The 23,625-nt window shown below is 59.5% G+C and carries 15 protein-coding genes; 12 read left to right on the top strand and 3 right to left on the bottom strand.

Translation table 11 applies throughout. The features are described from left to right. Positions 1–166: 166 nt before the first annotated feature. The 6 genes from ppk1 (at position 167) to ACUTSW_RS21175 (ending at position 9,863) form a co-directional block, all read left to right on the top strand. Complete coding sequence (ppk1, locus tag ACUTSW_RS21200) at positions 167–2,230, top strand: polyphosphate kinase 1 (protein ID WP_062868244.1); 2,064 nt, start codon at positions 167–169, stop codon at positions 2,228–2,230. 10 nt (positions 2,231–2,240) lie between these two features. Continuing rightward, a complete protein-coding gene (gene ppx, locus ACUTSW_RS21195) occupies positions 2,241–3,791 on the top strand; it encodes an exopolyphosphatase (protein WP_063197315.1) in 1,551 nt (516 codons plus the stop codon). 190 nt (positions 3,792–3,981) lie between these two features. Continuing rightward, positions 3,982–4,161: a YfgG family protein gene (locus ACUTSW_RS21190; RefSeq protein WP_062868246.1), complete on the top strand. Its 180-nt coding sequence runs from the start codon at positions 3,982–3,984 to the stop codon at positions 4,159–4,161. Positions 4,162–4,361: 200 nt separating this feature from the next. Then, entirely contained in the window at positions 4,362–5,795 is a 1,434-nt protein-coding gene (mgtE, locus tag ACUTSW_RS21185; protein WP_062791511.1) for a magnesium transporter, read from the top strand. A gap of 162 nt (positions 5,796–5,957) precedes the next feature. Beyond that, on the top strand, positions 5,958–9,296 hold the full coding sequence (locus tag ACUTSW_RS21180) for a diguanylate cyclase (protein WP_445585288.1): 3,339 nt from the start codon (positions 5,958–5,960) through the stop codon (positions 9,294–9,296). Positions 9,297–9,512: 216 nt separating this feature from the next. After that, a complete protein-coding gene (locus tag ACUTSW_RS21175; RefSeq protein WP_004951938.1) occupies positions 9,513–9,863 on the top strand; it encodes a DNA-binding protein in 351 nt (116 codons plus the stop codon). Positions 9,864–9,865: 2 nt separating this feature from the next. Here the strand turns inward: ACUTSW_RS21175 and alkA are convergent, their stop codons facing one another. Beyond that, complete coding sequence (gene alkA, locus ACUTSW_RS21170) at positions 9,866–11,362, bottom strand: DNA-3-methyladenine glycosylase 2 (protein ID WP_445585287.1); 1,497 nt, start codon at positions 11,360–11,362, stop codon at positions 9,866–9,868. A 181-nt stretch (positions 11,363–11,543) separates the two neighbouring features. Between alkA and yegD the strand changes: the two genes are divergently transcribed. The 3 genes from yegD to ACUTSW_RS21155 are packed head-to-tail and all read left to right on the top strand — an operon-like array spanning position 11,544 to position 14,010. Further along, positions 11,544–12,896, top strand: coding sequence for a molecular chaperone (gene yegD / locus ACUTSW_RS21165; protein WP_073440646.1), 1,353 nt, complete (start codon positions 11,544–11,546; stop codon positions 12,894–12,896). A 47-nt stretch (positions 12,897–12,943) separates the two neighbouring features. After that, positions 12,944–13,507: a GNAT family N-acetyltransferase gene (locus tag ACUTSW_RS21160; protein ID WP_445585286.1), complete on the top strand. Its 564-nt coding sequence runs from the start codon at positions 12,944–12,946 to the stop codon at positions 13,505–13,507. Beyond that, positions 13,501–14,010 (top strand): AAA family ATPase, encoded by a 510-nt coding sequence (locus ACUTSW_RS21155; protein ID WP_445585285.1) that lies wholly within the window; start codon positions 13,501–13,503, stop codon positions 14,008–14,010. Before ACUTSW_RS21160 ends, ACUTSW_RS21155 begins: the two co-directional genes overlap by 7 nt. Here ACUTSW_RS21155 and ACUTSW_RS21150 read toward each other — a convergent pair. Both ACUTSW_RS21150 and ACUTSW_RS21145 read right to left on the bottom strand, forming a co-directional pair. Then, positions 14,007–14,624 (bottom strand): pyridoxamine 5'-phosphate oxidase family protein, encoded by a 618-nt coding sequence (locus ACUTSW_RS21150; protein WP_004951944.1) that lies wholly within the window; start codon positions 14,622–14,624, stop codon positions 14,007–14,009. The genes ACUTSW_RS21155 and ACUTSW_RS21150 overlap by 4 nt on opposite strands. Before the next feature lie 68 nt (positions 14,625–14,692). Next, on the bottom strand, positions 14,693–15,646 hold the full coding sequence (locus tag ACUTSW_RS21145; RefSeq protein ID WP_445585284.1) for an aldo/keto reductase: 954 nt from the start codon (positions 15,644–15,646) through the stop codon (positions 14,693–14,695). Between the two features lie 531 nt (positions 15,647–16,177). Between ACUTSW_RS21145 and ACUTSW_RS21140 the strand changes: the two genes are divergently transcribed. Genes ACUTSW_RS21140 through mdtC form a run of 3 tightly spaced genes read left to right on the top strand, consistent with a single transcriptional unit; the run spans position 16,178 to position 23,615 of the window. After that, positions 16,178–17,422, top strand: coding sequence for an MdtA/MuxA family multidrug efflux RND transporter periplasmic adaptor subunit (locus tag ACUTSW_RS21140; protein ID WP_445585283.1), 1,245 nt, complete (start codon positions 16,178–16,180; stop codon positions 17,420–17,422). After that, positions 17,422–20,538, top strand: coding sequence for an MdtB/MuxB family multidrug efflux RND transporter permease subunit (locus ACUTSW_RS21135; RefSeq protein WP_445585282.1), 3,117 nt, complete (start codon positions 17,422–17,424; stop codon positions 20,536–20,538). Before ACUTSW_RS21140 ends, ACUTSW_RS21135 begins: the two co-directional genes overlap by 1 nt. After that, on the top strand, positions 20,535–23,615 hold the full coding sequence (gene mdtC, locus ACUTSW_RS21130) for a multidrug efflux RND transporter permease subunit MdtC (protein WP_445585281.1): 3,081 nt from the start codon (positions 20,535–20,537) through the stop codon (positions 23,613–23,615). The genes ACUTSW_RS21135 and mdtC overlap by 4 nt, the downstream gene beginning before the upstream one ends. Positions 23,616–23,625 lie beyond the last annotated feature (10 nt).

Below are 23,625 nucleotides of genomic sequence, written 5' to 3'. Positions count from 1 at the left end.
TGATGAAGGACAATAGGCTGTGTCCCGGTGCCGCTGCGGACTCAAAAGCCCATCATCAAGGTTGAGGGGGCAGGACATAGCCGGGCTACGTTCAAGCCCGACAACGCAGAGTACGGGCTTTGGGGGGGCGCCCCGGGTCCTTTTCTAAAATTGAACTGGAGTGGCAATGGGTCAGGAAAAGCTCTACATCGAAAAAGAATTAAGCTGGTTATCCTTTAATGAACGCGTGTTGCAGGAAGCCGCAGATAAGAGCAATCCCCTGATTGAGCGCATGCGTTTTCTGGGCATTTACTCCAATAACCTCGACGAGTTCTATAAGGTCCGCTTTGCCGATCTCAAACGACGCATCCTGATCAGCGAAGAGCAAGGATCCGGCGGCGCTTCACGTCATTTGCTGAAGAAGATCCAGGCCAAGGTATTAAAAACCGATCAGGAATTCGACAGCCTGTATAACGATCTGCTGCTGGAAATGGCACGCAACCAGATCTTCTTGATCAACGAACGTCAGGTGTCGGAGAACCAGCAGTCCTGGCTGCGCCAATACTTCAAGCAGCATCTGCGCCAACACATCACCCCGATCCTGATCAACCACGACACCAATCTGGTGCAGTTCCTGAAAGACGATTACACCTATCTGGCGGTAGAGATTATCCGCGGCACGCGCATCGAATACGCGCTGCTGGAGATCCCGTCCGATAAGGTACCGCGCTTCGTCAACCTGCCGCCGGAAGCGCCACGCCGCCGCAAACCGATGATCCTGCTGGACAACATTCTGCGTTACTGCCTGGACGATATCTTCAAGGGCTTCTTCGATTACGATGCGCTCAACGCCTATTCGATGAAAATGACGCGCGACGCCGAATATGACCTGGTGACCGAAATGGAATCCAGCCTGCTGGAACTGATGTCCTCCAGCCTGAAACAACGCCTCACCGCCGAACCGGTACGTTTCGTTTATCAGCGCGACATGCCGAACGAAATGGTGGAACTGCTGCGCGGCAAGCTCGGCATCTCCAACTATGATTCGGTGATCGCCGGCGGCCGCTACCATAACTTTAAAGACTTTATCAGCTTCCCGAACGTCGGTAAGGCCAACCTGGTCAATAAACCGCTGCCGCGCCTGCGCCACATCTGGTTCGATAAATTCCGCAACGGCTTTGACGCCATCCGCGAACAGGACGTGCTGCTCTACTACCCATACCATACCTTCGAGCACGTGCTGGAGCTGGTGCGCCAGGCGTCGTTCGACCCGAGCGTGCTGGCGATCAAAATCAATATTTACCGCGTGGCGAAAGACTCGCGCATTATCGAGTCGATGATCCACGCCGCGCACAACGGCAAAAAGGTCACGGTGGTGGTGGAACTGCAGGCGCGCTTTGATGAAGAGGCCAATATTCACTGGGCCAAACGCCTGACCGAAGCTGGCGTGCACGTTATCTTCTCTGCGCCAGGGCTGAAAATTCACGCCAAACTGTTCCTGATCTCGCGCCGTGAAGGCGACGATATTGTGCGCTATGCTCATATCGGTACCGGTAACTTTAACGAGAAAACCGCGCGTATTTACACCGACTATTCACTGCTGACCGCCGACTCGCGCATCACCAATGAAGTGCGTCGGGTGTTCAACTTTATCGAGAACCCGTACCGGCCGGTTACCTTCGACAATCTGATGGTGTCGCCGCAGAACTCGCGCCTGAAGCTGTACGAATTGATCGATCAGGAAATCGCCAACGCCCAGGCCGGACACTCGGCCGGCATTATGCTGAAAATCAACAATCTGGTGGATAAAGGGCTGGTAGATCGGTTATATACCGCCTCCGGCGCCGGCGTAAAAATCCGCCTGTTGGTCCGGGGTATGTGTTCTTTGATTCCCAACCTGCCGGGGATCAGTGACAATATTCAGATAATCAGCATCGTCGACCGCTATCTGGAACACGATCGGGTTTACGTTTTCGACAACAAAGGTGACAAACTGGTCTATCTGTCCTCTGCGGACTGGATGACCCGTAACATAGATTACCGTATAGAAGTGGCGGTCTCGCTGTTGGATCCAACGCTGAAACAACGGGTTCTGGATATTCTGGAAATCCTGTTCAGCGACACGGTCAAGGCACGCTACCTCGATAAAGAACTGAGCAACCAGTACGTACCGCGCGGCAACCGCCGTAAAGTGCGCGCTCAGGTTGCCATTTATGAGTATTTAAAAGCTCTGGAACAACCAGGACAGTAGGCCAGCCACTATGCCGCTAAAAAGCACTGCAACGAACAAACCGCAGGAAATCGCTGCCATCGACCTTGGGTCGAACAGCTTCCACATGGTGATTGCCCGCGTCGTCAACGGCGCCTTACAAGTGTTGGGCCGTTTAAAACAGCGGGTGCACCTCGCCGATGGATTGGACAGCAACAATGTGCTCAGTGAAGAGGCAATAGAACGCGGCCTTGCCTGCCTGGCGCTGTTCGCCGAACGGCTGCAAGGCTTCCCGGCGGATAACGTCACCATCGTCGGCACCCATACTCTGCGCCAGGCGATTAACGCGGAAGTGTTCCTCAAACGCGCGGCCAAGGTGATCCCCTATCCGATTGAAATCATCGCCGGGCAGGAAGAAGCGCGCCTGATCTTTATGGGCGTGGAACACACGCAGCCGGAAAAAGGCCGCAAGCTGGTGATCGACATCGGCGGCGGCTCCACCGAGTTGGTGATTGGCGAAGACTTTGAGCCGCTGCTGGCGGAAAGCCGCCGCATGGGCTGCGTCAGCTTCGCCCAACAGTTTTTCCCAGGCGGCGAAATCAGCAAGAACAACTTCAAGCGCGCACGCCTGGCGGCGGCGCAGAAGCTCGAGACCCTGGCCTGGCAATACCGCATTCAGGGCTGGCAGTATGCGCTTGGCGCGTCCGGCACCATCAAGGCCGCACATGAAGTGCTGGTGGAGATGGGCGAAAAAGACGGCTTGATCACCCTGGAGCGGCTGGAGATGCTGGCGGAACAGGTGCTGCAGTTTAAAAACTTCAGCGCGCTGAGCCTGCCGGGATTATCCGAAGACCGTCAGTCGGTGTTTGTGCCGGGTCTGGCGATCTTGTGCGGCGTGTTCGATGCGCTGGCGATCCGCGATCTGCGCCTTTCCGACGGCGCGCTGCGCGAAGGCGTGCTGTACGAAATGGAAGGCCGTTTCCGCCATCAGGATATCCGTAGCCGCACCGCCAAAAGCCTGGCCGATCACTACAATATTGACCGTGAACAGGCCAAGCGCGTGCTCGAAACCACCGAGCTGCTGTATGCACAGTGGACGGCGCAAAACCCCAAGCTGGCGAATCCGCAGTTGGAAGCGCTGTTGAAGTGGGCCGCGATGTTGCATGAAGTGGGGTTGAGCATCAACCACAGCGGCATGCACCGTCACTCGGCTTATATTCTGCAGAACACCAACCTGCCGGGTTTCCATCAGGAACAGCAATTGCTGCTGGCGGCGCTGGTGCGTTTCCACCGCAAGGGCATCAAGCTCGAAGAACTGCCGCGCCTGAACCTGTTCAAGAAAAAATATTATCTGCCGCTGATCCAGTTGCTGCGCCTGAGCACCCTGCTCAATAACCAGCGCCAGTCGACCACGACGCCGGAGACGTTGCGTCTTAGCACCGACGATAACCACTGGACGTTGCGCTTCCCGGCCGGCTATCTGGCGCAAAATAACCTGGTACAGCTGGATTTCGAACGTGAGCAAGCCTACTGGAACGACGTGGTGGGCTGGAAACTGATGATTGAAGAAGAAGGCTCGCAGGACGAAAAACGCTCAGCCTGAGTCCGACGCCCCCACCCTGCGGTGGGGGCGCATTAAACGCCGAAGCGGCTGAATCCCTATCCTGAACGACGTTGAAATGCCCGACGGCTTACGCCGGAAATAAATAGACAACTTTTGTCATCCCCTCCTGGAATTCCGGTTACAATTTCCAACACCAGATAGCACAGGAAACCGGCATGCCGGGTGATATATGCGTAAAAAAACCACCGGACAGATGACAAAGATAGTGCTGTTGATCAGCTTTATCATTTTAGTCGGCCGCCTGCTGTATGCCGCCGTGGTTGCGGTGCCCCATCATCAGGAAAAAAAGCTCGCTCCCGTTCAGAACACCACGGAGATCCGCCAAGAAAACCAGGACGGCTCCCCCTGAAACGACAAGATGCCATCAGCACTCAGGGCAACCGAATAGTTAAGCAGCCTGCCGCCGGCCAACGCCTGTTGGGTATGCCAGGCCCCTTACTTATTCCTCAGCGCCTGCATCCATTTCATAAAAATGACGCCTGCATTCACTATGTTCTATCTTGGGTAGAGATTGTCTGTGAGGACTACTGAGTGCCAGTAAGGAATACCATGTCAGTCGCAACGCATAACGTTAAAAAAGTCGCTGAATATCGCCAGCGCATTCTTTCACTGCTGTTAAACAATAAAGACCTGGTCGATGGCATTCTTGGTCGGCCGGGAGATGAAAATGCGCTCAGCAAAACCGAATTGCTGAACCAGACCGCCGAAATCACCGGTCTGCTGGACGATATGCACGCCGCTGACCTGGCGGATCTGCTGGAAGCGCTGCCGCAGGACGAACGCCTGGCGCTGTGGCGGTTGGTAGGCAACAGTAAGCGCGGCCAGACGTTGGTGGAAGTGGCCGAACCGGTGTGGGACAGCCTGATCGAAGAGATGAGCGATAAAGACCTGCTCAAGGCGATCAAAACGCTGGACGTCGATGAGCAGGCCTATCTGGCGCAGTATCTGCCGCGTAACCTGATGGGCCGCCTGTTGACCTCGCTCGAGCCGGATCAGCGCGCGCAGGTACGCGAGATGATCCACTACGGTAAAGACACCGTAGGCTGGATGATGGATTTTGAACTGGTCACGGTGCGTCCGGACGTCACACTCGGAGCGGTACACCGTTTCCTGCGTTTGCGTAAAACCATCCCGGCGGCTACCGACAAACTCTTTGTCACCGATCGCAAGAATACCCTGCTGGGCGAGTTGCCGCTGACCGCCGTGCTGCTGAACGACCCGGAAACCCCGGTGCAGGACGTGATGGACAGCGATCCCACCCGTTTCTTGCCGGAAGACAGAGCCGAGGCGGCGGCCAGCGCGTTCGAACGTTATGACTTGATCAGCGCCCCGGTGGTCGACGCCAAGGGCAAGCTGATGGGCCGCCTGACCATTGAAGAGATCGTTGATGTGGTCAACGAAGAAAGCGACACCACCCTGCGCCGCATGGGGGGCCTGAGCCCGGATGAGGACGTGTTTGCCCCGGTCATGAAAGCAGTAAAAACTCGCTGGGCATGGCTGGCTATCAACCTGTGCACCGCGTTTATCGCCTCGCGCGTCATCGGCATGTTTGAACACACCATTTCGCAGTTGGTGGCGCTGGCGGCGTTGATGCCGATCGTCGCCGGTATCGGCGGCAACACCGGCAACCAGACCATCACCATGATCGTCCGCGCGCTGGCGCTGCACCAGATCGAAGTCGGTAATATCTCCCGCCTGATGTTGAGAGAGCTGGGGGTGGCGATTATCAACGGCGTGGTCTGGGGCGGCATCATGGGGGTAGTCACCTGGCTGCTGTACGGGGATTGGGCGATGGGCGGCGTGATGACGCTGGCGATGATCCTCAACCTGTTGGTGGCGGCGCTGATGGGCGTGGTGATCCCGATGACCATGATCAAAATGGGGCGCGATCCGGCAGTGGGCTCCAGCGTCTTGATCACCGCGCTGACCGACACCGGCGGCTTCTTTATCTTCCTTGGCCTGGCGACGCTGTTCCTGCTTTGACCCTTTATCGCCGGCGCCCGCGCCGGCTTTTGCGTTAGCTCACTAAAGCCGTATGATTCGGTAGGTTTTATTACCGAGCTGTACTACCCTTTGCCAATAAATCGTCTCATTCTATCCGCGTCATGACCTCGTTCACTGACAGATGCCGCGATAAGGTTATCTATGGATATTAGCGCACCCACTCACGTCACCACGCGTAAAGGCACTTGGCTGAGACAGACGCTGCTGGCGACGCTGACGGTATTTTTCCTGGCTCTGCTGAGCCTGGCGCTCTCCAGCAAGTCCAGCCATTTTACGTCGCTGTGGTTCCCGACCGCCGCCATTATCGTGGCACTGTACCGGCAACCGACGAAGCTGTGGGGGTTGCCGCTGTTGGCATTCTGGCTGGCCATCGTCGCCGCCAGCATCATCCTGTTCGGCTACAGCTGGCTGCCGGTCAAGCTGGCGCTGCTCAACCTGCTGGAAGCCGTGGTCAGCACGTTGCTGTTGCGCCGCCTGCTGTTGGCGGAGGATCCGCTGAACGACCTGGCCAGTTGGGGGAAATTCGTGGTCTGCGCGGTGATATTCACCCCCTTGTTCAGCGCCCTGCTGGCAGCCTGGTGGGCACCTGCGCCCGGACAAACATTCTGGCACCTGTTCAGCACCTGGTTTATTTCAGAGGCGATTGGCGTGTTGTCGCTAACGCCAATCGGGCTGGTGTATCGTCGCCGCATGCTGGAAACGCTTAACCTGTTTTCGCTGTTGCTGACGCTGATGGTGACACTGGCCTTCAGCTATCTGGCGCTGAGCCATCTGCCCTTCCCATTCACCTTCGTTATTCTGCCGCTGTTGTGGGCGGCGATCGCACTGCTGCGGCTGGAAACCTTCATCATCTGTTTTTGCACCACGCTGATGGTCACAGTGATGATTACATTCGGGTTACTGCAAATCCATCCGCCCGTAACGCCCCTCAGCGACATCGATATTTACCTGCCGATTTTGCTGATTTTGATCCCGGCGCATTCGATGGCAATGGTGATGCACGCCTTCCGCGAGGAAAAACGGCATATCGTCGAAAGCGAAACCCGTTTTCGCAATGCGTTGGAGTATTCAGCCATCGGTATGGCGTTGGTTTCGCCGCAGGGGAAATGGTTGCAGGTCAACCAGGCGCTGTGCAAACTGCTGGGCTACACGCCAGAGGCGCTGCAACGGCTGACGTTCCAGGAAATCACCCACCCGGACGATCTGGACGCCGATATGTCCCAGGTGCGCGATCTGCTCGACGGCCATATCAGCAGCTATACCCTGGAGAAACGCTATATTCGCAGCGACGGCGAACACGTCTGGGCACTGCTGGCGGTATCGCTGGTACGCGATCCCGAAGGCCTACCGCTGTATTTTATTTCTCAGGTGGAAGACATCAGTGAACTGAAGCACACCGCAGCGGAAAACCACCGGTTGGTAGAACGCATCACGCTGGCCAATCAGGTAGGCGGTGTCGGCGTTTGGGAATGGATGATGCACGACGAAGTCCTCACCTGGGACAAACGCATGTATGAGCTTTATGACCTCAGCCCGGACCAGACACCGACGCTGTCGCTGTGGCGCACGCTGCTGTTGCCGGAGGACCGTGAACGCACCGACCTTGAGATCGCCTCTTTGCTGGAACACCCACGGCCGTTCATTCTGGAATTCCGGTTGCTCACCCGCCAGGGGAAAGTGCGCCACATTCGTGGCCAGGGCAACGTCATTCTGGACGAACAGGGCCGCCCCTTGCGCATGCTCGGCACCAACATCGACATGACGGAGGTCAGAAACCTCACCGGAGCGCTGCACGAAGAAAAAGAGCGCCTGCACATTACGCTCGACGCCATCGGCGAAGGCGTAATCTCCACCGACGACGAAATGCGTATCACCTTTATGAACCCGGTGGCCGAACAAATGTGCGGCTGGTCGATGAGCCTGGCGATCGGCATGCCTATCGCCGGCGTGGTGCGCCTGACCAATGGCAAAGACGGCGAAGAAGTGGAAAACCCGATCCAGTGCTGCCTGCAGGAAAATCGGCTGCTTTCGGCGGATTATGCCCTGGTGCTGCACAGCCGCGACGGGCGCCATTTCGACATTCAGCAGTCGGTATCACCGCTGAAAACGGTGGACGGCGAAGTGATGGGTGCAGTGATGGTATTACAAGACGTCACCGCCTCCCGCGAACTGATGAAAAAACTGAGTTACAGCGCCTCGCACGATGCACTGACCGGCTTGCCAAACCGCACCAATTTTGAGAAACGCCTGAAATCCACCCTCGCCGGAGCCAGTGAAAATCAGCAGCATGCGCTGGTATTTCTCGATCTCGATCGCTTCAAGGCGGTCAATGACAGTGCCGGCCATGCCGCCGGCGACGCGCTGTTAAAAGATATCGCTCAGTTGATGCTGCACCATCTGCGCAACAGCGACTGCCTGGCCCGGCTCGGCGGCGACGAGTTTGGATTGATCCTGTTCGACTGCTCGCGGGAACAGGCCAAATCGCTTACGCAGCAACTGATTAACCACATCAGCCAATACCCGTTTTTTTGGGAAGGGAAGATTTATCACGTCGGCGCCAGCGCGGGCATCACCCGCATCGATGCCGCCGGCGGCAAGAGCGGCGAACTGCTGGCTCAGGCGGATATCGCCTGTTATACCGCCAAGCATCGTGGCCGCGGCCAGGTTTATCTCTACGAAGCACGCCAGAAAACGATGCTGGAACGCCAGCATCATTTCCTGGCACGGCAGGAGGTGGCAGACATCATCGCCGACGGGCAGTTGGTGTTGCACGTCACCGCGGCGGCACCGCCCAAAACGCCGCAGGCAGTCTGTTTTTATCAATTGAAACTACAGGTTATGACGCTGGACAACCGGTCGTTGACCCGCGACGAGTTTATCGCCGCCGCACAGATTTATAACCTGCAGCCGGATCTGGATCGTTGGATCATCGGGCAAATTTTGACGCAGAACGCCGTCGACATTAGCCGCAAGGGGCTGTCAGTGGCGCTACCGCTGGCGACCGACAGCCTGCTCGATGCGCAATTCCAGCGCGACCTGCTGACAACTTTCGACGCTTCCCCATTGCAACCTGAAGCCCTGCTGTTGATGGTCGATGACACCGCGCTACTCGAACATGCGGCTATCTGCAGACCATTTATCCATCAGTTGCAACAACGGGGTTGCAAGCTGATCGTCAACGGTTTTGGCCACAACCTCAATGCCTTCGACGAGTTGCAAGGCCAGAAGATTGACTATATCCGCATCGACGAACGCTTTATCACCAACGTGCATTGCAATCAGATGGACGAGCTGATGGTGTCTATGCTCAACAGTGCGGCTCACCGGGTACACGCCCAGACGCTGGCCGGCCCGGCGCACCAGCAGATCACGCTCAATACGCTGCAGGCCATCGGCGTCGATCTGGCCGACGGCGACACCGTGGCACTGGAACTGACGCTGTCGGAGCTGCTCAGCAGCGGTTATTTCGGCATCCGCTAACCCTAGCCTTTCCCCTGTCTTTCAGACCGCGACCTTATCATCGGCCGCACGCCCCCTGCCGATCTTTTTTTGCTTAGCCAAGCTTGAGTTAATGGTATAACTAATGGGTAAAGATTAATCGTTTGAATAACATGACATCGCCGGACGGCGATCAAAAACGCCAGTCAGGCCGTTTAGAACACCGTCTTTGCGTACGATTGCCCAGGGATTATGGCTATGAAAAATGAGTGGTTCGCCGCCAGGGAGCTTACAGGCATTGCAGGATTACCCACCTCACCACAGGGAATCAATTTGAAAGCCCGGCGCGAAGGCTGGATCAGCCGCCGCCGAGAAGGCATACAGGGCAAGGCCGTGGAATACCATATCGACAGCCTGCCCATCGGCGCGCGCAGCTTGCTGATGCTGCAAGAGGAGCCGGCTGCCTACCAGGTGGAACGCCAGCCGCCGCTGGCCGTGTGGATTGAGTATTACTACCACCTGACGCAAAGCGAACGCGAAAAGCTGCTGAGCTTTCTGATGCGCGAAGGCATCAGCAGCCTGCTGGCGCTTATCGCCACAAAAGAGTAACCCTACCCGGCAGCCTCTGTCAGCGGTGCCCAGCCGTCGTTATGCCACAAATGCAGCGTGGCGTAGGAACGCCACGGCCGCCAGCGTTCGGCATAGCGCTCAATCTGGCGCGGCGTCATGCCGGGGAAACGCTGTTTGATCAGATAATCCCCCGTTAAAAATACATCCGGCCATGACCAGGCTCGCATGGCGATGTAGCTCGCCGTCCAACTGCCGATACCCGGCAGCGCGGTCAGCGCCTTGATCCCCTGCTCTATATCCAGCACGTTATCTAACTGCAATCGCCCTTCGGTGACCGCCTGTGCAATGGCGATCAGCGCCGCCGCGCGTTTGAGCTGCACCCCCAGCGGGCGCAAATCTTCGGGCTGCAATTGAGCCACCCGTTCAGCACTGGGAAACACATGGGTAATACCGTCGTAAGGCTGTTCCAGCGCGGTGCCCCAGCGTTCGGCCATACGCCCGGCAAAGGTGGCCGCCATCTTCACGCTGACCAGTTGCCCCAGCACCGCGCGGGTCGCCTGCTCGAAACTGTTGACGCAGCCGGGCAGCCGCAGGCCCGGCGCATCGGCGGCTAATGTCCCTAACGCATTGGCGATAAGATCCGGGGCAGCGTCCAAATCGAATAGCTGGCGGATACGCCGCAGCACCTCGGTGGTCACCCGGCTCAGCGAAGGCGCAACTTCTACCCGCACCCGGTTATGCGCCTCTTCCGGCAGCACGCTGACCCAACCACGGTATTCCACCCCGCCCAGAGTGACGGCGATCGACCGCAAATACTGTTGATCCTGCACTTTTTCCACGCCACTTACCGCGCGCGTCTGTAAAAAGCCCAGCATGCGCGGCCAGTCATACGGCGGGCGATAAGCCAGATGAAACACCAACCCACTGGCGACGGTGCGCTCATTGCGGCTACCGTTGCTGCGCAGCGCGGAGGGGATCAGCCGGTAGCGCGCCTTGAACAATTCATTAAACCGCCGCAGGCTGCCGAAACCGGCGGCAAACGCCACCTCGCTCAACGGCAAATCGGTATCCGCCAGCAGCCGCTTGGCCTGCAACAGCCTATGTGACTGGGCGTAATCAATCGGCGATGCGCCAAACTGATCGGCAAAGATGCGCCGCAGGTGGCGATCGGAAATCCCCAGCCGCACCGCCAATTGCTCGCAGCTGTGTTCGGACAAGTAGCCCTGCTCAATCAGTTGCACCGCCACCTGCGCATAACGATTGCCGAGATCGATCAGCGCCAATCCCGGCGCCAGCTCCGGCCGGCACTTCAGGCAGGGGCGAAACCCCGCCAGTTCCGCCGCCGCCGCACTGGGATAAAAAGTGCAGTTTTCGATTTTCGGCGTGCGGGCGCTGCACACCGGTCGGCAATAGATGCCGGTCGACGACACGCCGACGAAAAAGCGGCCGTCAAATTTTCGATCGCGCGCACTCAGTGCGTCATACAAGGCCTGTTGCTGGTTTTTCATGGCAACGCTCGGGGTCAGTTTTTTGTTCATTATGCGACTCGGCTGGCGCGCTGACGTGCGGGATTCGGACATTAAGACAGGAAGCCTAAGTTAAGCATAGCGCCGCCCGCCTCGCTAAATTTTTCGTCAGTTAAGCGCGCATACGTTGCCCAGGGGCCGGGACTCGGGTAAAGTCGCCCCCCTTCATTGGCATGGGGATTAGAGAAAAGACATGTTTATTGGATTTGACTACGGAACGGCCAACTGTTCCGTCGCAGTGATGCGAGATAACGGCCCCGAGCTGCTGACGCTGGAAAACAACGAACCTTACCTGCCGTCGATGCTGTGCGCACCGACGCGCGAAGCGGTGAGCGAATGCCTGCACCGCCACTGGCAGGTGCCGACCGGCAGCGAAGAGAACCAACAGTTGCTGCGCAGGGCCATCAACTACAACCGCGAAGAAGACATTCCGGTCGGCAACGACAGCGTGCAGTTTGGCCTGCAGGCGCTGGCGCAGTACGTTGAAGATCCGGAAGAAGTCTATTTTGTCCGCTCGCCGAAATCCTTCCTCGGCGCCAACGGCCTGAAACCGCAGCAGATCGCGCTGTTCGAAGACCTGGTGTGCGCCATGATGTTCCACATCAAACGCCAGGCCGAAAACGTGCTGCAGAGCAGCATCAGCCAGGCGGTCATCGGCCGCCCGATCAACTTCCAGGGCATCGGCGGTGAAGACGCCAACCGGCAGGCGCAGGGCATTTTGCAGCGCGCCGCCGAACGTGCCGGGTTTAAGGATATTGAATTCCAGTTCGAGCCGGTAGCGGCAGGTCTGGACTTCGAAGCCACGCTGAACGAAGAGAAAACCGTGCTGGTGGTGGACATCGGCGGCGGCACCACCGACTGTTCGGTGTTGTTGATGGGGCCGCAATGGCGCGATCGCGCCGATCGCCAGCAGAGCCTGCTGGGGCACAGCGGTTGCCGCGTCGGCGGTAACGATCTGGACATCATGCTGGCGTTCAAACAGTTGATGCCGCTGTTCGGCATGGGCGGCGAAACCGAAAAGGGCATCGCCCTGCCTGCGCTGCCTTACTGGAACGCGGTAGCCACCAACGACGTGCCGGCGCAGATCGATTTCTACAGCGCCGCCAACGGCCGTATGCTGCGGGATCTGATCCGCGACGCCGCCGATCCGGAAAAGGTCAAGCGCCTGCTGAAAGTACACCAACAACGGTTAAGCTACCGTTTGGTGCGCGCGGCGGAGGAGAGTAAAATCGCCCTGTCCGCACAGCAAACCACCCACGCACCGCTGGCGTTCGTCCAACCGGAACTGGCGGAAACCATCAGCCAGGATCAATTGGCCGACGCTATCTCTCAGCCGCTGTTGCGTATTCAGGAACAGGTCAGTGCCGCGCTGGCCAGCAGCCAGACCGCGCCGGAGGTGATTTATCTCACCGGCGGCAGCGCACGCTCACCTCTGCTGCGCGCCGCGCTGCAACAACAGCTGCCTGGCATTCCTATCGTCGGCGGCAACGATTTCGGCTCGGTCACCGCCGGGCTGGCGCGCTGGGCGCAAACGCTGTTCCGTTAATTGCCCGTGGGCGCGGCCTGCCGCGCCCCGGTCATTGGAGGCCAGTGATGTCTGAAATACTCTCCCCTGAAAGCGCTCGGCTGCGGTTGCGCGCCTGGCGCGACGAAGACCTGCCGGCCTTTGCCGCCCTCAACGCCGATCCGCAAGTCATGCGTTATTTCCCTTCAGTGATGACAGCCGATCAAAGCGACGCGCAGGCCGACAACATCCGCCAGTTCATGCGCCTGCACGGCTGGGGCTTTTGGGCACTGGAAGTGAAAGGCGGCGCGCCTTTTATCGGCTTTGTCGGGCTGGCGAGGCGGGCGGACGATCTGCCCTGCTCCCCCTGCGTGGAAATCGGCTGGCGGTTGGCGGCCCCCCATTGGGGCAACGGCTACGCCAGCGAAGCGGCCAGGGCGGTACTGGCTACCGCCTTTAATTCGCTGCAACTGGATGAAGTGGTGTCCTTTACCGCTACCGTCAACCAACCTTCGCGTCGGGTAATGGCGCGTATTGGCATGGCGTTCAACGGCGAAAGCTTCCTGCACCCGCGCTTGCCGCAGGGCCATCCGCTGCAAAACCATGTAGTGTATCGGCTGGGACAGCAACAATGGCGGGCACAGCAATGCTGATTGTTTTTTCCGGGCTGCCGGGCAGCGGTAAAACCACACTGGCGCGAGCACTGGCGGCCAGGCTACCGGCTATTCATCTGCGCATAGACACTCTTGAACAGGCTATCCGCAACAGCGGCATGCTGGCGGGCGACATTGGGCCGGCCGGTTACTTTGCCGCTTATGGCGTGGCCGAAGACAATCTGCGTTTGGGCCACCGGGTGATTGCCGACTCGGTCAACCCGCTGCCGGTGACGCGGGCCGCCTGGCATGGCGTGGCGCAACGCGCCGGCACCGCTTGCTTTGATATTGAAGTCTACTGTTCCGACAGCGCCGAACACCGCCGCCGGGTGGAAACCCGCGACGGGGATATCGCCGGGCTGAAACTCCCCGGTTGGCAGAGCGTTATCGATCATGACTATACGCCCTGGGCCACGCCTGTGGCCCGCATCGATACCGCCGGCCAGCCGGTGGAAAGCTGCCTCGCCCGGCTGCTGGCGTTGTTGAACGCCACGCCGCGCTAATACAGCGTATCCCGCAGCCGCTGCGGCAGTGCGCTGTCGTACTCGTCGCCGTCAAACTGCGTTTTACTCACTTCGGCCAGAATGTTGCCGGTGCTGGGCAGTGCCGAACGCTCAAGGTGGCTGGCTTCGTCCCACAGCCCTGAGCGCAATATCGCCCGGCTGCACTGGAAAAACACCGCCTCCACATGAATGCGCAGCACCGAGCGCGGCAGCATTTTGCGGTGGGCGAAGCGCTGCAGCACCTCTTGCGCCACAACAATCTCCGCACGGCCGTTAATCCGCAGCGTTTCGCCGATACCGGGGATCAGCAACAGCAGCGCCACCCGGTTGTCGTGCAGGATATTGCGCAGGCTGTCGATACGGTTGTTACCGCGCCGGTCCGGCAGCAGCAGGGTTTTCTCATCTTCGATATGAATGAAACCGGGCGGATCGCCGCGTGGGGAAACGTCCATCCCATCAGGCCCGACGGTGGACAACGCGGCAAAAGGTGCAGCTTCGATAAAGGGACGGTAGACCGGGTGAATGTAACTGACTTCTTTAAATATCGACGGCGCGGCGGGTTTGCCGTACAGCTGCTCCAGCGCGGCAAGATCGTTGATAATATCGCTTTGCATTGCTGCTCCCTGAATGGATCACATTGACCCATTCAGGATAGAGCAAAATTACCGCCCGGTAATCCCTGTTACCAGGCGCTGGCCTCGTTCAGCACCTTAATATCATCGGCGTCCAGTTGCAGCCGGGTAGCGGCGATCAGCTCATCCAACTGCTTTAACGACGTGGCGCTGACGATCGGCGCAGTGATGTCCGGCCGGGCGATCAACCAGGCCAGCGAGACTTGCGTCGGCGAAGTGCGGTGTTTTTCCGCCACCCGATCCAACGCCGCCAAAATGCGGAAACCGCGCGGGTTGAGATATTGCGCCACAATACGGTCCCCGCGCTGGCTTTTGCCCTCATCCTGCGCACTGCGGTATTTGCCGGTCAGGAAGCCGCTGGCCAGCGAGAAGAAGTTGATCACCCCCAGGCCGTGGCGTTGCGTCACCACCGCCAGCTCTTTTTCGAACCCTTCGCGCGCGTACAGGTTGTATTCCGGTTGCAGGGTTTCGTAACGTGCCAGCCCTTCCTGCTCGCTCACTTTCAGCGCCTCTTCCAGACGATCGGCCTGATAGTTGGAAGCGCCTATCGCCCGCACCTTACCGGCCTTGATCAGCGCATCGAACGCGGCCAGGGTTTCCGCCAGCGGCGTGTCCCGGTCGTCGTCGTGCGATTGATAGAGATCGATATAGTCGGTCTGCAGGCGGCGCAACGAGTCTTCCACCGCCTGTTGGATGTAGCGCGGCGACAGCCCCTGTTTGCCTTCGCCCATCGGCTTGCCTACCTTGGTGGCGATAATCACCCGATCGCGTTTACCGCTTTTTTTCAGCCACTCGCCAATCGTGGCTTCGGACTCTCCACCCTGATTACCCGGCGCCCAGCTCGAATAGACGTCGGCGGTATCGATGAAATTGAGCTGGTTTTCCACCAGCGCGTCCAGCAGGCTGAATGACGTCTCGCGATCCGCCGTCCAGCCAAACACATTGCCGCCGAAGGTCAATGCCGGCACCTGAATGCCCGAACGGCCCAATTCTCTTTTGCTCATTGCATGCTCCATGGGATAAATGATTTGCAGGTTAATTATTAGCGCGGAATCAAGAAATCGTTAAAACGCATTAGCTATAAGTCAAAGCCGGCCGCTTATAAACATAGTCAATTTATATCCTATAGCTTTCAAATTGCAGCTAGGCGGCAAGCGCAGGACAAATCGGTCGGGAACCGATTTGAACAGCACTTGTGCTGTCCCGAAGGGTGGGCCTCAGGGATGAGGCTCATTAGTCCCCATGAGCTTACTTAAGTAAGTGATTGGGGTGACAAATCTGCCGGGAGCAGATTTGAACGCTGCTTGCAGCGGCCCCGTAAGGGGGAGGCCCATGGATGGGCCGAATAACTGCGTGCAGCCAACAACGCTGCGGTTTGAAAGATGACGGATATATTCAGATAATGCTGACGCTTCCTCCATATTTCCTTCATTTTTATGCCGTCTTTACTGGCTAAACTAGTATTCTGTAAGGAGTGTAACTTTTGTGGCAATGAGTGCCCGCACCCCTGCCTTTTGGAGATGATTTTCGCCACCATGAATGCAAAAACCCAACGTCGTTCACTGCTGCCGCGCCTGCTGGTTGTGGTGATAGTGGTCATTGCCGCCGTTCTGATTTGGCGTCACTTCAATACTGCAGTTCCCGCATCAGATACGGCCTCTGCCACACCTCACGCCGGTGGCGGCAAAGCCGCAGCGGGTGGCCGACGCGGCGCGCCGATGTCGCCGGTACAGGCGGCAACCGCCACCGAACAGACGGTACCGCGCTATCTCTCCGGGTTGGGCACCGCCACCGCCGCCAATACCGTTACCGTCACCAGCCGGGTCGATGGCCAACTGATGGCCGTCCACTTTACCGAGGGCCAACAGGTCAAAGCCGGCGATTTGCTGGTCGAAATCGACCCGCGTCCGTTTGAAGTGCAACTGACGCAGGCTTTGGGGCAATTGGCAAAAGATCAGGCGACACTCGCCAATGCGCGTCGGGATCTGGCGCGCTACCAGCAACTGGCGAAAACCAACCTGGTTTCACGTCAGGATCTGGATACCCAGCTCTCGCTGGTGCAACAAACCGAAGGCGCGATCAAAGCCGATCAGGGCTCGGTCGACAGCGCCAAACTGCAAATCACCTACAGCCGCATCACCGCGCCGATTGACGGCCGCGTCGGCCTGAAACTGGTCGACGTCGGCAACTACATCACCAGCGGCAGCACCACCGGCATCGTGGTGATCACCCAGACCCACCCTATCGACGTGGTGTTCACCCTGCCGGAAGGCAATATCAGCGATTTGCTCAAGGCGCAAAAAGCCGGTCCGGTCAGCGTCGAAGCCTGGGACCGCACCAACCAGACTCAACTGGCGACCGGTTCGCTGCTGAGTCTCGACAACCAGATTGACACCACGACCGGCACCATCAAGCTGAAGGCGCGCTTCACCAATGAAGACGATGCGCTGTTCCCGAACCAGTTCGTCAACGCCCGGTTGAAGGTGGCTACCCTGCATAACGCGATTGTCATCCCGACCGCCGCGTTGCAGATGGGCAACGAAGGCAACTTCGTCTGGACCCTGAGCGAAGACAACAAGGTCAGCAAGCACCGCGTGACCACCGGCGTGCAGGACAGCCGACAAGTGGTCATCAGCGCCGGCCTGAACGCCGGTGACCGGGTAGTGACCGACGGCATCGATCGCCTGACCGAAGGCATGCAGGTTGAAGTGGTGACACCGCAGGCCACCCCGGCGGCGACCACGCCGGGTAGCAAGCCGCTCGCACAGAGGAAATCCTGATGCAGGCGATGCCACCTAACGCCGGCGGCCCCTCCCGCCTGTTTATTCTGCGCCCGGTCGCCACCACGCTGTTGATGGTGGCTATTTTGCTGGCGGGGATTATCGGCTACCGCTCCCTGCCGGTTTCCGCCCTGCCGGAGGTGGATTACCCGACCATTCAGGTGGTCACGCTGTATCCCGGCGCCAGCCCGGACGTGGTCACCTCGGCCATTACCGCCCCGCTGGAGCGCCAGTTTGGCCAGATGTCCGGCCTGAAACAAATGGCGTCGCAAAGCTCCGGCGGCGCGTCGGTGGTAACGCTGCAGTTCCAGCTCGAACTGCCGCTCGACGTCGCCGAGCAGGAAGTGCAGGCGGCGATCAACTCCGCCACCAACCTGCTGCCGAGCGATCTGCCCTACCCGCCGATTTACAGCAAGGTCAACCCTGCGGATCCGCCGATCATGACGCTGGCCGTCACCTCGACCGCCATGCCGATGACCCAGGTGGAAGACATGGTGGAAACCCGTGTCGCGCAAAAAATTTCCCAGGTGACCGGCGTAGGTCTGGTTACCCTCTCCGGCGGCCAGCGGCCGGCGGTGCGCGTGAAGCTCAACGCCGCGGCGGTGGCCGCCTACGGTCTGGACAGCGAAACCATCCGCACCGCCATCGGCAACGCTAACGTCAACTCCGCCAAAGGCAGCCTGGACGGGCCGACGCGCTCGGTGACGCTTTCCGCCAACGATCAGATGAAATCCGCCGACGACTACCGCCAGCTGATTGTCGCCTACCAAAACGGTGCGGCCATTCGGTTGCAGGATGTCGCCACTATCGAACAGGGGGCGGAAAATACCCGCCTGGCCGCCTGGGCCAACAAACAGCCGGCAATAGTGCTGAACATTCAACGCCAGCCGGGCGTGAACGTGATCACCACCGCCGACAGCATTCGCGAAATGTTGCCGCAGCTGATAAAAAGCCTGCCGAAGTCGGTGGACGTCAAGGTGCTGACCGATCGCACCACCACCATTCGCGCTTCGGTCAACGACGTGCAGTTTGAATTGTTGCTGGCGGTCGCGCTGGTGGTGATGGTGATTTACGTGTTCCTGCGCAACGTGCCGGCCACCATTATTCCGAGCGTCGCGGTACCGCTGTCGCTGGTCGGCACCTTTGCCGCCATGTATTTTCTCGGTTTCTCGATCAATAACCTGACGCTGATGGCGCTGACCATCGCCACCGGTTTTGTGGTCGATGACGCCATCGTGGTGATCGAAAACATCTCGCGCTATATCGAAAAGGGTGAAAAACCGCTCGATGCGGCGCTGAAAGGCGCCGGCGAAATCGGCTTCACCATTATCTCCCTGACCTTCTCGCTGGTGGCGGTATTGATTCCACTGTTGTTTATGGGGGATATCGTTGGCCGGCTGTTCCGCGAGTTCGCCGTAACGCTGGCAGTGGCGATCCTGATTTCCGCCGTGGTGTCGCTGACGCTGACGCCGATGATGTGCGCGCGCATGCTGAGCCACGAATCGCTGCGCAAGCAGAACCGGTTTTCCGCCGCCTCCGAGCGCTTCTTTGACCGGGTGATTGCGCAATACGGCAAGTGGCTGAAAATCGTGTTGAATCACCCGTGGCTGACGCTCGGCGTGGCGCTGAGCACCCTGGCGCTGACGGTGCTGCTGTATCTGCTGATCCCGAAAGGCTTCTTCCCGCTGCAAGACAACGGCATTATTCAAGGCACGGTGGAAGCGCCGCAGACGGTGTCGTTCAGCAATATGGCCGAACGCCAACAGCAGGTCGCGGCGGAAATCCTCAAAGATCCGACGGTGGAAAGCCTGACGTCGTTCGTCGGCGTCGACGGCAGCAACGCCACGCTCAACAGCGGCCGTTTGCAGATCAACCTTAAACCGCTGAGCGAGCGCAGTGAACGCATTCCGGCGATCATCGCCCGCCTGCAACAGCAGAGCGCACAGTTCCCCGGCGTGAAGCTGTATCTGCAGCCGGTACAGGATCTGACCATCGACACCCAGGTCAGCCGCACGCAATACCAGTTTACCTTGCAGGCGATGTCGCTGGACGATCTCAGCCTGTGGGTGCCGCAGCTGATGGCCGAACTCAAGCAGACGCCGCAGTTGGCGGACGTGAGCAGCAACTGGCAGGATCAAGGGCTGGTGGCCTACGTGAATGTCGATCGCGATTCGGCCTCGCGCCTTGGCATCAGCATGAGCGACGTGGACAACGCGCTGTACAACGCCTTCGGCCAGCGGCTGATCTCCACCATTTACACCCAGGCCAACCAGTATCGCGTGGTGCTGGAGCACGATGTGAGCACCACGCCGGGGCTGGCGGCGCTGAACGATATCCGTCTGACCAGCAGCAACGGCACCACGGTGCCGCTGAGCACACTCGCCAAAATCGAGGAACGCTTTGGGCCGCTGTCGGTCAACCATCTCGATCAATTCCCGGCGGCGACCATCTCGTTTAACGTGGCGGGCAACTATTCGCTCGGCGAAGCGGTGGACGCCATTACCCTGGCGGAAAAAAACCTCAACATGCCGAAAGACATCACCACCCAGTTCCAGGGCGCGACGCTGGCGTTCCAGGCGGCGCTGGGCAGCACGCTGTGGCTGATCCTGGCGGCGGTGGTGGCGATGTATATCGTGCTGGGCGTGCTGTACGAGAGCTTTATTCACCCGGTGACCATTCTCTCCACCCTGCCGACCGCCGGGGTCGGCGCACTGCTGGCGCTGATGATGGCCGGCAGCGAGCTGGACGTGATTGCCATTATCGGCATCATCTTGCTGATCGGTATCGTGAAGAAAAACGCCATCATGATGATCGACTTCGCGCTGGCCGCCGAGCGTGAACAGGGCATGACGCCGTACGACGCGATTTATCAGGCCTGCCTGCTGCGTTTCCGGCCGATCCTGATGACCACGCTGGCGGCATTGCTTGGCGCGCTGCCACTGATGCTCAGTACCGGCGCCGGCGCTGAGCTGCGTCACCCGCTCGGGGTTTGTATGGTCGGCGGGCTGGTGATGAGCCAGATCCTGACGCTGTTCACCACGCCGGTGATCTACCTGCTGTTTGACAAACTGGCGCGCAATACCCGTCGCCAGCCCGATGCGCAGGAGTTGCCGTGAAATTCTTCGCCCTGTTCATCTACCGGCCGGTCGCCACCACGCTGCTGACGCTGGCGATAGCCATCAGCGGTGTGATTGGCTTTAGCCTGCTGCCGGTCTCGCCGCTGCCGCAGGTCGATTACCCGGTGATTTCGATCAGCGCCTCACTGCCGGGTGCCGATCCGGAAACCATGGCCTCGTCGGTGGCGACACCGCTCGAGCGTGCGCTGGGGCGGATTGCCGGGGTCAATGAGATGACCTCGATGAGCTCGCTGGGCAGCACGCGGGTGATCTTGCAGTTCGATCTCAATCGCGATATCAACGGCGCCGCCCGCGACGTGCAGGCGGCGATCAACGCCGCGCAAAGCCTGCTGCCCACCGGCATGCCGAACCGCCCGAGCTACCGTAAGGTCAACCCGTCCGACGCGCCGATCATGATCCTGACGCTGACGTCGGAGACTTACAGCCAGGGCCAACTGTACGACTTTGCCTCCACAAAGCTGGCACAGAAAATCGCCCAGACCGAAGGCGTGGGCGACGTCTCGGTCGGCGGCAGCTCGCTGCCTGCGGTGCGGGTGGAGTTGAACCCGACCGCCCTGTTCAACCAGGGCGTATCGCTGGACGCCGTGCGCCAGGCCATCAGCGGCGCCAACGTACGCAGGCCGCAGGGATCGGTGGAAAGCCCGCAGCAGCGCTGGCAGATCCAGGCCAACGACGAGTTGAAAACCGCCGATGCCTATCGGCCGTTGATTATCCACTACAACAACGGCTCGGCGGTGCGGCTGGGGGATGTGGCCGAGGTCAAAGACTCGGTACAGGACGTACGCAACGCCGGCATGACCAATGCCAAACCGGCGATTATTCTGGCGATCAGCCGTGCGCCGGACGCCAACATCATTGAAACCGTCGATCGCATTCGCGCCGAGCTGCCGACGTTGCAGGACAGTATTCCGGCGTCAATCCAGCTGAATATCGCCCAGGATCGTTCGCCGACCATTCGCGCCTCGCTGGCGGAAGTGGAGCAGTCGCTGGTGATCGCCATCGGCCTGGTGATCCTGGTGGTGTTCATCTTCCTGCGCTCCGGCCGCGCCACGCTGATCCCGGCGGTCGCGGTGCCGGTGTCGCTGATCGGCTCCTTCGCCGCCATGTACCTGTGCGGCTTCAGCCTGAATAACCTGTCGTTGATGGCGCTGACCATCGCCACCGGCTTTGTGGTCGATGACGCCATCGTGGTGCTGGAGAATATCTCGCGCCACGTCGAGGCCGGCATGAAACCGCTCAACGCCGCGCTGCAAGGGGTGCGGGAGGTCGGCTTTACCGTGCTGTCGATGAGCGTGTCGCTGGTGGCGGTGTTTATCCCGTTGCTGCTGATGGACGGCCTGCCCGGGCGGCTGTTTCGCGAGTTCGCCGTCACCCTGTCGGTGTCGATCGGGCTGTCGCTGATCGTCTCGCTGACGCTGACGCCAATGATGTGCGCCTACCTGCTGCGCCACCAGCCGGCGCGCGCGCAGCGGCGTATTCGCGGCTTCGGCAAAATGTTGCTGGCATTGCAACGGGGCTACGGCCGCTCGTTGAACTGGGTGCTCGGCCACTCGCGCTGGGTGCTGGCGATATTTTTCGCCACCATCGCGCTCAACGTCTGGCTGTATGTCAGCATCCCGAAAACCTTTTTCCCGGAACAGGATACCGGCCGCCTGATGGGCTTTATCCAGGCTGACCAGAGCATTTCTTTTCAAGCGATGCGAGTGAAACTGGAAGACTTCATGAAGATCGTGCGCGAAGACAAGGACGTGGAAAACGTCACCGGTTTTACCGGCGGTTCGCGCACCAACAGCGGGTCGATGTTTATCTCGCTGAAGCCGCTTTCAGTGCGCAGCGATGACGCGCAGAAGGTGATCGCCCGGCTGCGCGCCCGGCTGGCGAAAGAGCCGGGGGCCAGCCTGTTCTTGATGGCGGTGCAGGACATCCGCGTCGGCGGCCGGCAATCCAACGCCAGCTACCAGTACACGCTGCTGGCAGACGATCTCGCCGCGCTGCGCGAATGGGAGCCGAAGATCCGTACCGCGCTGGCCGCGCTGCCGGAGCTGGCGGACGTCAACTCCGACCAACAGGACAAAGGCTCGGAAATGGATCTGATCTACGATCGTGAAACCATGGCACGGCTCGGCATTTCGGTCTCCGACGCCAACGCCCTGCTGAACAACGCCTTCGGCCAGCGACAGATTTCCACCATCTATCAGCCGCTCAATCAGTACAAGGTGGTGATGGAAGTGGCACCGCCCTATACCCAGGACGTCAGCTCGCTGGACAAGATGTTCGTGATAAACAAGGACGGCAAGGCGATCCCGCTGGCCTATTTCGCCCGCTGGCAGCCGGCCAATGCGCCGCTGTCGGTCAACCATCAGGGACTGTCGGCGGCCTCGACCATCTCCTTTAACCTGCCGGACGGCGGCAGCTTGTCAGACGCCACCGCCGCGGTGGAACGCACCATAACGGCGCTCGGTGTGCCGTCCACGGTGCGCGGCGCCTTTGCCGGCACCGCGCAGGTATTCCAGGACACGCTGAAATCCCAGCTGTTCCTGATCGCCGCCGCAATCGCCACGGTGTATATCGTGCTCGGCGTACTCTACGAGAGCTATATTCACCCGCTGACTATCTTGTCGACCCTGCCTTCCGCCGGGGTCGGCGCGTTGCTGGCGCTGGAGCTGTTCGGCGCCCCCTTCAGCCTGATCGCGTTGATCGGCATTATGCTGTTGATCGGCATCGTGAAGAAGAACGCCATCATGATGGTCGACTTCGCCCTCGATGCGCAGCGCAACGGCGGCATCGGCGCACGAGAAGCCATTTTCCAGGCCTGTCTGCTGCGTTTTCGGCCAATCATGATGACCACGCTGGCGGCGCTGTTCGGCGCATTGCCGCTGGTGCTGACCAGCGGTGACGGCGCGGAGCTGCGCCAGCCGCTCGGCATCACCATCGCCGGCGGTCTGATCATGAGCCAGTTGCTGACGCTGTACACCACGCCGGTGGTGTATCTGTATTTTGACCGGCTGCAGATGAAGTTCCGGCGCGGCAAGAAATTGGATCCGCTGCCTCACTAATGATTAACCC

Source organism: Serratia sp. TSA_198.1 (assembly GCF_052686505.1).
Note: the sequence above shows the minus strand (reverse complement) of the source record. Positions and strands in the feature narration are given on the sequence as shown.